We start from the raw sequence: 14,247 nt of genomic DNA on the forward strand, positions 1-14,247 counted from the left end.
TTCTTATTATTTTTTCGGCTTTTCTACTCCGATCCACGCTTCACCTTCTCTTTTTACCTGGCTTAGTGTGAATGTTTCAAAATCATCCGTCTTGTATTCGATGTTGTCTACGTTTCGTTCAAATGGCATGATGTAGAAGAAATCTTTGTCTGTTTTATCAGCTTTAGTTCCCTTTTTTACAGTCGGCATATATTTTTTCTCGAATTTGTATTTTGGTAAATACTGTTTCAGAGAAGCGTAAAACTTCTTGTCTTTTTCGCTTGGAATGATATCTACAATTTTGAATTCGTCTTTTTTCTTGTCAACCCAAAGATAATAGTTGGTTTCTTCCATCGTCTTTTTGTTTAAAGAAGCAAAACCGAAAAATTCTTTTGGTACCAATTGCTTGATTTTTTCTGCGTCTACTTTAGTGAAATATTCACCTTGAGAAGGATCTACATATGTTTCCAAGTTGTACAGTAAAACCTGATTATTCTGGAAGTTTTTATTTTTGAAATATTGATCTAAAGATAACTCTGCTGTCTTTCTCAGTTCTTTTCCTCTGTCATCCAATTTTTTAGTCGGGTTCTGAGGATTTACTTTTTTTACGAAGTTGTAAAGCACTACAGGTTTGATATCCGCAAGGTGAGGGAAAGTTTTCAACTGTTCAGCTTTTACCAACCAATAATATTGCTGATAGTAATCATCTTTTTCAGCGGGTTTTACACTTTTATAAGTTAGAGCCAGCTTTTTAGAGTTAAGATATTTTCCATATTTACCTTGTCCAAAAGCGAAGCTTACAGATAGTAAAGCAAATAAAATAGTAATGTTTCTTTTCATGTTACAGCAAAGATTTTTTTTAATTTTTCAAATATAATTATTTATTAGATAATAAGTTTAATACTTAGTTAAATTATCTAAATATTCTTGATTTTATTCAAGAAAAAATCCTGTACGAATACAGGATTGATAAATTTATTTACTTTAATAAGAAGTTTCGTGCACTTTTACTGCTCTTCCGCTTGGATCGTTCATTTTCTTAAATGCTTCATCCCATTCCAAAGCGATAGGTGTAGAACAGGCTACTGAAGGTACAGAAGGTACAGTTGCAGCCGCAGTTTCACTTGGGAAATGCTCTTCAAAAATAGTTCTGTAACGATATTCTTCTTTATTTTGAGGAGTATTTAACGTAAATCTGAATTTTGCATTCGTCATCATCTCATCATTCACATATTTTTCTGCAACATCTTTCAAGGTGTCAATCCATGAATATCCGACTCCGTCTGAGAACTGTTCTTTTTGTCTCCATGCGATCGATTCAGGCAAAACATCTTCAAAAGCTTTTCTCAGAACCCATTTTTCGATTTTTCCTTCTTCTTTGCTGATCATTTTATCCTGAGGGTTTACGTTCATGGCAATATCCATAAATTCTTTGTCCAAAAACGGAACTCGTCCCTCAATTCCCCAACTCATCAAAGCTTTGTTGGCTCTCAAGCAATCGTAAAGGTGAAGTTTTCCAAGTTTTCTTACGGTTTCATCATGAAATTCTTTTGCATTCGGAGCTTTATGGAAATACAAATATCCACCAAATAATTCATCTGCACCTTCGCCGGAAAGTACCATTTTGATTCCCATAGATTTAATGACTCTAGCTAAAAGATACATTGGAGTGGAAGCTCTGATAGTGGTTACATCGTAAGTTTCTAAATGATAAATGACATCACGAATTGCATCTAAACCTTCCTGAACGGTAAAATTTACTTCATGGTGAACCGATCCGATATGTTCCGCCGCTTTTTTTGCTGCTGCCAAATCGGGAGAACCTTCTAAGCCAACTGCAAAACTGTGCAATCTCGGATACCAAGCTTCCTGAGTGTCACCACTTTCAATTCTTTGTCTTGCGTATTTTGCAGTAACTGCGGAAATTATCGATGAATCTAAACCTCCTGAAAGCAACACTCCATAAGGCACATCGCTCATTAACTGTCTGTGAACAGCCTCTTCCAGTCCTTTTCTGATTGCCTGAATTTCTGTCACGTTATCTTTTACCGCGTCAAAACTTTCCCAATCTCTTTTATACCATTGCTGAAGCTCTGTTCCTTCAATGTTGTACACATAATGTCCCGGCAGAAAAGTGTCAATTTTTTTACAGACTCCTTCCAAAGCCTTCAGTTCGGATGCGATATAATAATTTCCGTTTTTGTCCCAACCTTGATACAATGGGCAAATTCCCATGTGATCGCGGGCAATCAGATAAATATTGTTTTCAATATCATAAAGAGCAAAAGCGAAAATTCCATTTAATTTTTCGATGAAATTTTTTCCATATTTTTGATACAAAGCTAAGATAACTTCACAATCAGATTTAGTTTGAAACTCATAGTCCGGGAATTCTTCTTTTAGCTCACGGTGATTGTAAATTTCTCCATTTACTGCCAAAACAATTTTTCCGTCTTTAGAAAATAAGGGTTGTTTACCGGAAGTAGGATCTACGATGGCAAGTCTTTCGTGAGAAAACAAAACTTTTTCATTTTGAAAAACTCCGCTCCAGTCCGGACCACGATGACGGATTTTTTTAGACATTTCCAAGACTTGAGGTCTTAATATTTCGGTTTGTTGTTTGGCGTCAAACAAGCATACGATTCCACACATGTTATTTTTATTTGAAAGCGAAATTAAAGTATATTAATAAATTTTAAAATAAAAATTTAGTTAAAATTAATATTTTTAATTAATTAGGTTTAAAATATTAATAATATAATTTCGAGAGTTCGTTTTATGATATCTGAGATTGATATTTTTCACGCGTGACTTTCAGCATAAAATCACAGAAATCAAAAAAAGTTTAAAAATCTTGATGTATGATAATTAATAATTCAAATATTTTTCATTCCTTTGTTGCTCGAAATAATTTTTTTTCATCATTTGTGTTTTTACCTCCTTGTAATAATATTGCAAGGAGGTTTTGTTTTATTCAGAACCAAGTAAAACACCTGAGATATTCCATGCGCTGAAGCTTGTTCCTTCCGGTTTTCCCTGAGGGATTTTCACCTGAATATTATGTTTCCCGGCTTTCAAATCTCCCAGTTGTATGTAGTTCGGATTAGTAATAGTTCCGGGACACCAATTTGAGCGGCTCAGGTCAGAAGACGAAAGTCCGTCCGGGAAATTTCCCGAAGCGGGATTATACAATCTGTATGATCCGCAATCGGTTCTCCAAGGTGTGAAAGAGAAGGTCATTTTTCCATCCAGATAAATAGAATTCTCTTTAGGAATAAACTCATCACCATTTTCCCAACCACCATGACCAGTTGTGATATATCTCAATTGCGCGTTTTTCAGATCTTTTTCTAAATTAAATTCCACAAAAATACCTTTTTCATTATCAAACATTGTTGCATAATCCTGTCCTGCCATTTCCATGATATTTGTAGTATTGAAAAGCGGAATTACCTGATTGTTTTTGTTGACAATCTGATCACTTTTATGAATTGTCATGTCTAAATTCACTTTGTGACCACCTTTGTCATAGTTTCCGATGAAAGTTCCGATCCAGATTTCTTTTTCGGAAAGGGAAGGTTTCAGTTCGGTAATATCTTGGCGAAACGGACTTATAGTTTGCCAAGTTTTATCTTTTAATTCTAAATTATTGAACTTATTAATCCCAAAAGCTGTAAAAAATCTCATCAATTCCACAGTTGGCTGATAATTTTCACTAGAAACAACTCCGAAATATTGTTTGCCGTTTCCGTTTTCATAAGCGGGAAGTGTTTTTGCACCTTTTTCCAAGCCGTCAAAAAATGATTGCGATTTGTTTTCCGGAATAAAAAATACCGTTCCGGTTCTATCATATGCATCACCGTTAGATTGCTGCTTTAATTCCACAAAAATATTTTCACCTTCAGAAATTTTTGGAAATTTTACTTTCTTTAAAATAATTGTTCCGTTAGCAAATCTTTTTACGTTTTCATCAGATTTTGACTGGTCTGAAAAATTGATTATTTCGTTTTCAAAAACTTTTAAAGTAGTAAATCTGCTTTTCCAGAGTAAATCTTTGTAGCTCAAAAGATCAGTTGTTGAAATAGGTTTATTAATGATACTATTGATGCCGGATTTTTTGATTTTCTTTAAAGAAATTGCGGTCGTCGCTGAGTTTCCGTTTCGTTCTATTTCCAAAACTAAACCTAAATTTTGTCCGAGACTTGATGGTCCACCTTTCAGTTTCAGATCGTTGGTGTACCAAATTTCAATAGTATTTGAATTGATTTTCGTGATTGCTTTTTTACAGTTATATCCTAAAATTTTCTTGGTTTTATCTGTAAATTCAAAACTTTGTTTTCCAATAGATACCGCATCAGAAGTTGAAATAATTTCCCCGGGTTTTAAAAATCCGTAAGATATAATTGTGTTAGAAGGCTTTTCAATTTTACTTATTTCGAATGGATAATCGTTTTTTTGTTCCTTAGTTTTTAAATTTAGAATATAATTTTCGTTTTCATTAACCCAAACAATTACTGGGTTTTGGTTAGGCTGAACTTTGCCGTTGTAAGAACTTTCATATTGAATTTCATAAGTCTGTGCAAAATTTAAAACGGATAAGAAAATAAAAAAACAAAGAAAGAATGATCTGTTCATAATGTGATATTGGGTTTTTGCAAAGATATTAATATCAATTCTGTTTACTAGGATTGAAGACTATTAAATTATATTTGTAAATATTATCAACTTCTTTTTTAATGAAATACAAATGAATAAATTTTTTCTTTTGCTGATTTTTTTAGTTTCCTTAAATAATTTTAGCGCACATAAACCAAAGGTCAAAGTAGAAAATTTTGGAAATATTAAAACGTTTTTTATTTCGGAATTCAATTTTGGAGCTAAAACTATTGCTTCTGAAGAGTTGAAAATGCGGATTATAGGAAAATTGTCAAAAGAAATTTCTGAAAAACTTGGTTATAAGGATACTATTATAATAGAAAGAAAAACTTTTTTGTCCTATAATAAAAGCAATTTTTATATGTTGGAAAATGATAATTCAAATTATAAACTAGCTGTTTTGGATGACGGAGTTGTGTTGAAATCAAACGGAAAAGGTTTAGCAATAAGGATCGTAAGTGATAAGGTAGATGTGATTGATGTTTTGAAGTTGGTAGAATATACAATTCAAAATAGACTGAAAATAAATAAGTCATTGGTTTTAAGACCTTATTTCCACAATGAGGATGAGCAAATAGAAGTTTTTGCAAATACCGAAGAATTTATTTCGAAAATTGTAAATCAAAATTCAAATTTGGTTGATGAAATTATAAAACAAGAAGTTATTCTTGAAGAAGATACTGAGACAATTATATCTTGGAATAAAAATGAGTTTGTTTTTAAAATGAATTTAGAAAAGTTTAAACCAGATAATTTTTACAGAGATTTGCTGAAAAATCAATTTAAAATTCAGGATTTCAAATATTTTATCAAATCTGATATTTATAATTTCTTTTTGGTTTTTACAACCGACCAGTCATTCAGTTTTTTTGATGGTCACGAGGAAAATAAAATATTAGATGTTCATATTCAAAAAGAAAACACTTTTTATCCTTTTAGAATTTCGATAGAAAAAATGATTAATAAAATTGTAATCTATAGTCGAGATTATTTCTACATATATGATATCAAAAAAAAACTACTCCAAAAAATAGAGTAGTTCATATATTGTATTTAAAATAATTTTAAGCCAATCTCTCAATCAAAGCCATATAAAATCCGTCATAACCTTGACTTGGCATTATCTTTTCGTCTTTGATTAATTTAAAATCAGGATTGTTTTTTAAAAATTCTGCAACCTGTTCATTGTTTTCTGATGGAAGAATAGAACATGTAGCATACACCATTTTTCCGCCTTTTTTAAGGATCTTAGAATAATCCTGAATGATTTGCTGCTGTTCTTTTTTGATTCTGTCAATGAAAGCCTGATCGATTTTCCATTTGCTGTCAGGATTTCTTTTCAGAACTCCCAAACCTGAACAAGGGGCATCAATCAACAATCTGTCAGCTTTTTCGTGAAGACGCTTGATTACTTTGTTGTCAGAAATCATACGCGTTTCGATGTTGTGAGCTCCAGCTCTTTTTGCACGACGCTTCAATTCAGCCAATTTCCATTCGTAAATATCTAAAGCGATAATTTGTCCTTTATTGCCCATCAATGCTGCTAAGTGAAGAGTCTTTCCACCTGCTCCTGCGCAAACGTCAACTACTCTTTGGCCTTCTTTTACGTCAAGAAAATATGCGATTTTCTGAGATGTTGCATCCTGTACTTCAAACAAACCGTCCTTAAACGCACTCGTAAGAAAAACGTTTTTCTTTTCTTCCAACTGTACTGCATCCGGATAATTTTTTACCGTGTAAGCAACAACATTTTCAACTGCAAGATATGAAATCAACTCTTTTGCTGAAGTTTTTAATGAATTTGCTCTTAAAACGGTAGGAGCCTGCTCGTTCAAAGCCTTCATTTCTTTTTCCCAAATCGGACCCAGTTCTTTTTCCAAAGTTTCAGCCAACCATTCAGGAATTGAATGTTCAATAGATTTTGTAGGAACTGTTCCTTTTTTTAGTTTGGTAGTGATGTCGGCGATTTTGATGCCTTCAAATTCTTCAAATCTTTTGTAATTGGTTTTACTATAAAGGCAGTAAGCAACAATTAATTTATAAATATTGTCGGGTTTTACACTTTCACCCATATAATATTCAAGGCGTCTTTTCCAACGGATAATGTTGTAGAAAATCTCTGAAACAACTGCTCTGTCCTGGCTTCCCCACTTTCTATGAGCCTTTAAAAGTCTTTCGATTACTTTATCGGCATATTTATTTTTCTCAAAAAAAGTTTCTTGTAAAGCATCGTGAATTCCGATGGCCAAGTTTCTGTGTATTAATTCCATTGTTACAGTATGCTGTTTGAACTTGCAAAAATACGAATTTTAAATTTGGGATTTCAAGTTTGATATTTGAAATTATTGCTACATTTAAGAAACCATTTTGCAGTCACTGAATTAGTGTTTTTTCCTACAGCTAAGTATGAGCGAGAAATTTTCTTAAAATAGTTTTTTTTCAATCAAATTCATTTTATTTGTATCTGATTGGAAGTTATTCGATATGAAAAATATATTAAGTTTTTTATTATTAATATTTAGCTTTTTAGTGTTAGGACAAGCTAAGGAAGAATTGATTCAGAAAATAATTGATTATAATGTTTTTGAGTCAGATTGTGTGGGAGTAGCCTGTTCTCCAAGTGAGCAATTTAACCGATTTGAAAAGTTGAAATCTTTAATCTCTAAGAAAGAACTTTCAGAACTTGCAAGACATAAAGAACCAGTTATCAGGGCTTATGCTTCCACAGAGTTAGTAAAGAATGACAAAGAAGTAATTCAATTGTTTTGTTTTGAAATTAACAAAAATGAAACGGTAGAAACCCAGGATGGTTGTCTTGGTGGGTATGATGAAATATCCTGGATTATTTACAATGCTTATAAGTGGAAAGTAGCTTTAAAACCGATTACTAAAGCAGATACTATTGACGATGTCCGTAATGTAAAAATATCCGATGCTTTAGCAAAAGATAGGACTTTTCAAAAATTAGACAGTATTATTCTGCATTCTGACAAAGATTTGTACTACATGTTTTACCATGTTATTCTTAAAAATGTAGAGATTGATGAGTATTTACTTCCAAGAATAAAAGAATTAGCTTTGAAACATAATAATTCTTTCGCATTCGATTGTATTGCAGATAAATATCCTGCAGAAGTTAAAGATTATTTTGAAAATGATTTTCTTAGGGCTGATTTTAACAGCCCAAATAAAGTGATCTACCTGGACAGATTTGTAGAATACTTATTAGAATCGAATAATGAAAATTATAAAAATTTGGTGGTTAAAAAACTGAAAAAGCACAATTATTGGAAGAAGCATCTTAATACCATTGAACAGAAATTGGAGAAATATCATGTGGTATTGTAATCAATGAGCTTTCAATTCTTCCATCAGCCTACTTTCAACATGTATCATCCAACATTTAAAAACTATCTTTGCAAAAATTTAAAAATATGAGTGATGTAGTAATTTGCCCAAAATGTAATTCAGAGTTTACATATCAACAGGATGATTTGATGGTTTGTTCTCAGTGCTTTTACGAATGGAATCCTAAAGAAAACGTGGCAGAAAACGACAATTCAGGAAAAATTCTTGATGCCAACGGAAATGAGTTGCAAGACGGAGATTCTGTGGTAGTTGTAAAAGATTTGCCGGTAAAAGGTGCTCCGAAACCAGTGAAAGCAGGAACTAAGGTGAAAAATATTCGACTAAGACCAGAAAGCGACCATAATATCGATTGTAAAATTGATGGTTTTGGCTCAATGGCATTGAAATCTGAATTTGTGAAAAAGGCTTAAGAATATTGTCTTTGTATAATATATAATGCGTTCAAATTTGGACGCATTTTTAGCATAAAAAAAGGAAAAGATTGGACAGTGTAAACTTCCAAGACCTCATTGCAGGAGAAAATGCTAATTTCAGTCTCAATGGCGGAAGAAAATTGACCAAAAGTTTCCCTATATTTTATTAGAACAAAGTTATAAAAATGATTGATAATCAGTAAGATATTTAATTGAAATTTATCCACATACTAACATTGAGCATATGAATGAAATTTTTATCTTTACTCCGAAAATGTAATTTTTATATCTCCTTCCATCTTTTTTTCTGTGTGAACAACGATTTCTTTATTTTTTGATTTGATTTTGTTCCAGTAATGATTTCCGGCAAACCTGCTTTCTATAACTTCTGCATCAAAACCAGTATTTGTAATTTTTATCTGATGTGGGTAGTAGGCGAAATTTGAAATTCCAAAATTATTCATTTCAGATTCAGAAAAAATATTGACTTCTCCGAAAAGTTTAGCTACATATATATTGTAAGGATTTTTATAAGTTTTTTCGGCATTATCGTTTTGTATCAATCTTCCGTTTTCCAGAATTACGATTTGGTCAAGCCACGGAATAATGTCCTGCAATTCGTGAGTAGAAATAATCAGAGAAATATTTTTTTCTTTTACATATCTGAAAAGTTTTTCACGCAACTCAATTTTTCGTGCAAAATCAAGATGACTGAAAGGTTCATCAAGCAAAAGTAATTTTGGAAGTACAGAAAGTGCTCTAGCAATAGCAACTCTTTGTTGTTGTCCGCCACTTAGATTTTTCGGAAGAACATTGGCGAATTCGGACAATCCAACAACATTCAGAAGTTCATTGACGGTTTCTTTTTTCTTTGCTAAATTGATATTTGAAATAAATTTCCCCACATTTTCAGCAACTGTTGCATAAGGCATTAAGTCAAAATTTTGGGCGACAAATTTCATTTCTGGCTCTCCGGGAACGAGATTTCCTTTTGGTCCCATGAGTTTTTGACCTTCAAAAATAATTTCACCTTGTTCCCAATTCAATAAACCGTAGATAAGGCTCAGTAAAGTAGATTTTCCGCAACCGCTTTCTCCGGCTAAAGCAATGATTTTTCCTTCATCCAATTTGAGGTTGAAATTTTGAAACAAAGGCTGGTCTTTGTTATGCGAAAAATATAAGTTGTTTATCTCTAATAGCATCATACAAAAATAGTGGTTTTTCCATAAGACTGGCATATTTTTAGTAATTTAGCGTAGTGTTAAAATTTTATAAAATCGCAATGTCATGAAGGCAATTCGCAAATTGCAGATGCGCTTTTTAGTTTTAAAATAAATAATACTTACAATATGAAAAGAAAACTGTTTTCCCTTGCTATTCCTGTGCTTTTCGCAGCGGTAGTGATATCGTGTCAAAAAGAAAAACCTGTAACCAGTGAAAGTAATGATACTACGACGACGAAAGACGGCAGTAAATATGTTCTTGATACTTTAAACAGTAAAGTAGAGTGGAAAGGTTACAAAGTTTTTAAATCTGAGAATACAAGTCATTTTGGAACGATTACTTTTGAAAGCGGCGATGTGACTGTGAAAGATGGCAAACTTGAAAGCGGAAAATTTGTTGCCGATATGACTTCTCTCACTTCAGAAGATTTGAAAGAAGATGCAGAAAAATTAGCAAAACTAAACGGACATTTGAAAAGCGGAGATTTCTTTGAAACTGAAAAATTCCCGACGGCTTCTTATGAAATAACAAAAGTAACTCCATCTGCAGAAGGTGACTATAATACAATTCTTGATGGAAATTTAACGATCAAAGGAATTACAAAACCAACTCAATTCAAAGCAAATGTATCTGTAAACGAAGGATTGGTAAGCATTGCAACAGAACCAAAAGATATTATGAGAGAAGAATTTGGGGTAAAATTCCAAAGTCCTGCAGAAAACGGGGTGATCAAAGATGAGGTGACGCTACAGATCAACATAAAAGCTTTAGAAAAGAAATAATTTAAATGAATTCCTACGAAGGCACTTACGATTTTGGATATTCTTTGGCGCCATTTCTGATTTGTGGGTTATTGGTTTTGATAATTTATTTCCTCATTCGTTTTATAAGAAAAATAAAAAAGTGATTTTTTAAAAAAAATATTACAATCTGTCTGAAAAGGCAGATTTTTTTTATGATAATTTCAAAACTTTTTTAATTGGAAAACCTTATTTTTGCAGATACATTTTTGAAAGGGTTAATATAATGACAGAAAAGATAGAAGAATTACTGATCGAAGTAAACGGCTTCAACGCAACATCCAAAGATGAAATTGAAAATTTCCGAATCAAATTTAATGGTAAAAAAGGAGTTTTAAATGATTTTTATGAAACATTAAAAACAGTTCCCAACGATCAGAAAAAAGATTTCGGACAAAAAATCAATACTTTGAAGCAGGCTGTTGCGGCCAAACTGGAAGACTTGAAAAGTGCTTCCGAATCTTCTGTTATTCTTGAAAAAGAAGATCTTACAAGACCTGCTTTTCCATTGGATCTGGGTTCAAGACATCCGATTAACCTGGTGAAAAACAGAATTATCGAGATTTTTAAATCAATCGGTTTTGCTGTTGCAGACGGACCGGAGATTGAGGATGACTGGCATAATTTTACCGCATTGAATTTACCGGAATATCATCCGGCGAGAGATATGCAGGATACTTTTTTCATCGAGCAGAATCCGGATATTCTTTTGAGAACGCATACTTCTTCGGTACAGATCCGATATATGGAGGAAAATCAACCGCCAATAAGAATCTTGTCTCCGGGAAGAGTTTTCAGAAACGAAGCGGTTTCTTCTCGTTCACACTGTATTTTCCATCAGATTGAAGGTTTATATATTGATGAGAAGGTGAGTTTTGCAGATTTGAAGCAGACGATTCAGTTTTTTACCACAGAACTTTTCGGGAAGTCAAAAATCAGAATGAGACCTTCATATTTTCCTTTTACAGAGCCAAGTGCGGAGATTGATGTGTATTGGGGACTAAACTCAGAAACAGATTACAGAATCACAAAAGGAACAGGTTGGTTGGAAATCATGGGTTGCGGAATGGTAGATCCTGCAGTTTTGAAAAATGTAAATATCGATTCTGAAAAATATTCAGGTTATGCTTTCGGAATGGGTATTGAAAGAATTACGATGCTTCTTTACCAAATGAGCGATATCAGGATGTTCTTTGAAAATGATAAAAGAACGCTAGAACAATTTAAGACATTATAATCAATTTATAATTAAATAAATAGAATTCCTGTAAAATGATTTTTTACAGGAATTTTTTATTACTTTTATATGAATTATTTACACAAAGAATGTTTAAAAAGGGGTTGAATTTTAAGTTGAGAAAAATTGTACTTTATTCTCTTATTTCATGTATTCTGTTGATACAAGTAACCATAGCCGCATTTTTCTATAACGAATTTGTCAACAGGAAAAACTTAACTTTCATTGAAAACCAACTAAAGGAAGTTCGCCAACTAGAAAATTTAACAGATGATTCGAGAAAAGAACTTGTAAATGCACAAGGTTTTTTCCAACAATATGTGGTTACGAATGATAATGGTCATTTAAAATCTTACTTTAATTCTGTCGACAGACTCACAAAAAAATTAGACAGCATCAATCATTTCAGATATCAGAGTCCGAAACTGAGAAATATTTTCACCTCTCTGAAAAAAGATACTTTAGAAATCAAAAATTTAAAATTTCTTGTTGATTCAACCTCTCAATTATCAACAAATTCAAATCTTAAAATCCGTGATGAACTGCCTAAGCTTAAAAGGTTTGATTATGACTTTAACTTAGATAAATTTGAAGTACAGAAAAAAACTTACACCGATACCGTAAAAAAGAAAGGATTATTCGGACGTTTGGGAGATGCAATATCAGGAAAAGAAAATGTACGTAAAGATAGTGTGGTTGTTACTGTAAAGAACGGCGTAACACCGATGGCAACAAGAATGAAAACTGAGCTGGACAGTGTGATGAATCTGGTCAACAATCATTATTCTAAAGAAGTCAAAAAGATACAATATAATATTATCAGAAAGCAGGATGAAGGCAAATCTAACAATCTTTACACAACCTTCAATCATCTTTTGGTTTACAGTAATGAATTGATGGGTGTTTATGAATTTGCTGTTAAAAATTCTAAATCTGATCTTGAAAAAGAATACGCAGATCAAAATTCGGAAAGTAATAAAATCAGAAAATATCTTATTTTAGGATTAATGATTTTAATGTTTATTGTTTCTGTATTGATCATGTACTTTACGAGAATAGCATTTATTTATGAAAGAAAACTGAATGCCGCAAACAGACAAATTAAAGAAAATCTTAACTTCAAAAACAGAATTTTGGGAATGTTGAGTCATGAATTGAGATCACCATTAAAAATCATCGGAATTTTCATTAACAGAATTAACAAAAAAACTACCGACGACAGTATCAAAGAATATCTAAAATCAATAAGTTTTACAAATAATACTTTGCTGATGCAGGCAAATCAGATTCTTGAATACACGAAAAATCAGCATGTTGAAAATAAATTGATTCCTGCTGTTTTTAATCTTAGTAACGAAATTGATTCGATATTAAATTCTATTGAGCCCTATATTCAAACGAGAAACAATAAATTTATCATTCATAAAACTATCAATCCTGATCTTGTTGTATATTCTGACTGCACAAAAATCAACCAGCTTTTTATGAATATTCTCGGAAATGCCAATAAATTTACCGAAAACGGCGAAATTACAGTGAGAACTTCCGCAGAACCTATTGACGAAAATACAGTTGCATTGGTTACCCAGATTACAGATTCCGGAGTAGGAATTTCTAAATCTGATTTAGAAAAAATATTTGAACCTTATTATCAGGGAATTATTTCTGATGAGGTTGAAAATCTGGGTGCAGGTCTTGGTTTGAGCTTATGTAAAGAGCTTGTTGAATTATACTCGGGTAATATTTCGGTTGACAGCGAGTTAAATGAAGGAACTACAGTTTCTTTTTCTCTAAATTTAAAGATCAATAAATGAATCATCCAGACAATACTTCATTAAATTTTCTTCTTGCAGATGATCACAGTCTGATAAGACAGGGAATCGCTTTTCTGTTGGAAGATTTATCTTTGGAGCACGTAGTTTTTCATGCTTCCAATCTGCAGCAGACACTGGAAGTCATAAAAATAAATCCTATTCATATTGCAATCATTGATGCTCATTTTCCCGACGGAAACAGTCTGACTGTTTTGCCTGAAATAAAAAAAATACGTTCGGAAACCAAAATTCTGATTTTTACTGGAATTGATGAAAGTACCCATTCGCTTAAATTTATCAACGCCGGAGCAAATGGTTTTTTAAGTAAGCTAAGCGAGGAGGAAGAAATAAAAAGAGCGATTCTCAAAATGAAAAACGATGGGGAATATCTTTCTTCCGCAACGCAGGCATTACTGATGAATTCTTTCAGAGACAGAAAACTGATCAATCCTTTGTATGGTCTTACAGAAAGAGAATTGCAGATTGCAGAACTCTATACAAAAGGAAATGGAAATCTTGAAATTGCGAACCTTCTCGATCTTAAACAAAATACCGTAAGCACGATCAAAAAGCGTATTTTCGAAAAATTAAAAGTTGAAAATATTGTCGAACTGATTGAATTGGTCAAAAACCATCAATAATATTTCACTCTCATTTTTAATTAATTCTAAAGATTTTTAAATCTAAACTTCTCACCTCGTCAAATTTGTAGATAAATATCTACAAACGATGCGACATTTATCTATTTGATTTTT

General features: G+C 32.3%; 12 protein-coding genes. 7 read left to right on the forward strand and 5 right to left on the reverse strand.

Annotated features, from left to right (window positions below):
• Positions 1-6: 6 nt before the first annotated feature.
• From NZ698_RS17390 to NZ698_RS17400, 3 genes are all read right to left on the reverse strand, one after another.
• Positions 7-819, reverse strand: a complete 813-nt coding sequence (locus NZ698_RS17390) for a hypothetical protein (protein WP_263004516.1) — start codon at positions 817-819, stop codon at positions 7-9.
• 144 nt (positions 820-963) lie between these two features.
• Positions 964-2,631, reverse strand: coding sequence for an asparagine synthase B (gene asnB / locus NZ698_RS17395; RefSeq protein ID WP_263004517.1), 1,668 nt, complete (start codon positions 2,629-2,631; stop codon positions 964-966).
• 318 nt (positions 2,632-2,949) lie between these two features.
• The gene (locus NZ698_RS17400) at positions 2,950-4,614 is read right to left on the reverse strand and encodes a GLPGLI family protein (RefSeq protein WP_263004518.1); all 1,665 of its coding nucleotides are present in this window, start codon (positions 4,612-4,614) and stop codon (positions 2,950-2,952) included.
• A 112-nt stretch (positions 4,615-4,726) separates the two neighbouring features.
• Here NZ698_RS17400 and NZ698_RS17405 point away from each other — a divergent pair, with 112 nt between their 5' ends.
• Positions 4,727-5,674, forward strand: coding sequence for a hypothetical protein (locus tag NZ698_RS17405; RefSeq protein ID WP_263004519.1), 948 nt, complete (start codon positions 4,727-4,729; stop codon positions 5,672-5,674).
• A gap of 25 nt (positions 5,675-5,699) precedes the next feature.
• Here the strand turns inward: NZ698_RS17405 and NZ698_RS17410 are convergent, their stop codons facing one another.
• A complete protein-coding gene (locus tag NZ698_RS17410) occupies positions 5,700-6,905 on the reverse strand; it encodes an RsmB/NOP family class I SAM-dependent RNA methyltransferase (RefSeq protein WP_263004520.1) in 1,206 nt (401 codons plus the stop codon).
• 214 nt (positions 6,906-7,119) lie between these two features.
• Here NZ698_RS17410 and NZ698_RS17415 point away from each other — a divergent pair, with 214 nt between their 5' ends.
• Entirely contained in the window at positions 7,120-7,983 is an 864-nt protein-coding gene (locus NZ698_RS17415; RefSeq protein WP_263004521.1) for a hypothetical protein, read from the forward strand.
• A gap of 86 nt (positions 7,984-8,069) precedes the next feature.
• Complete coding sequence (locus tag NZ698_RS17420) at positions 8,070-8,414, forward strand: zinc ribbon domain-containing protein YjdM (RefSeq protein WP_263004522.1); 345 nt, start codon at positions 8,070-8,072, stop codon at positions 8,412-8,414.
• Between the two features lie 266 nt (positions 8,415-8,680).
• On the opposite strand, the gene NZ698_RS17425 is transcribed toward NZ698_RS17420, so the two are convergent.
• Positions 8,681-9,619, reverse strand: a complete 939-nt coding sequence (locus tag NZ698_RS17425; protein WP_263004591.1) for a sulfate/molybdate ABC transporter ATP-binding protein — start codon at positions 9,617-9,619, stop codon at positions 8,681-8,683.
• Between the two features lie 147 nt (positions 9,620-9,766).
• Between NZ698_RS17425 and NZ698_RS17430 the strand changes: the two genes are divergently transcribed.
• The 4 genes from NZ698_RS17430 to NZ698_RS17445 all read left to right on the forward strand — a co-directional run bounded on the left by NZ698_RS17430 (position 9,767) and on the right by NZ698_RS17445 (position 14,133).
• The gene (locus tag NZ698_RS17430) at positions 9,767-10,423 is read left to right on the forward strand and encodes a YceI family protein (protein WP_263004523.1); all 657 of its coding nucleotides are present in this window, start codon (positions 9,767-9,769) and stop codon (positions 10,421-10,423) included.
• Positions 10,424-10,667: 244 nt separating this feature from the next.
• The gene (gene pheS / locus NZ698_RS17435; RefSeq protein WP_263004524.1) at positions 10,668-11,678 is read left to right on the forward strand and encodes a phenylalanine--tRNA ligase subunit alpha; all 1,011 of its coding nucleotides are present in this window, start codon (positions 10,668-10,670) and stop codon (positions 11,676-11,678) included.
• Positions 11,679-11,836: 158 nt separating this feature from the next.
• Positions 11,837-13,492 carry a sensor histidine kinase gene (locus NZ698_RS17440; RefSeq protein ID WP_263004525.1) on the forward strand — a complete coding sequence of 552 codons (1,656 nt, stop codon included), beginning with the start codon at positions 11,837-11,839 and terminating at the stop codon, positions 13,490-13,492.
• Positions 13,489-14,133 carry a response regulator gene (locus tag NZ698_RS17445; protein ID WP_263004526.1) on the forward strand — a complete coding sequence of 215 codons (645 nt, stop codon included), beginning with the start codon at positions 13,489-13,491 and terminating at the stop codon, positions 14,131-14,133. Before NZ698_RS17440 ends, NZ698_RS17445 begins: the two co-directional genes overlap by 4 nt.
• Positions 14,134-14,247 lie beyond the last annotated feature (114 nt).

Source organism: Chryseobacterium edaphi (assembly GCF_025628985.1).
Taxonomy (GTDB): domain Bacteria; phylum Bacteroidota; class Bacteroidia; order Flavobacteriales; family Weeksellaceae; genus Chryseobacterium; species Chryseobacterium edaphi.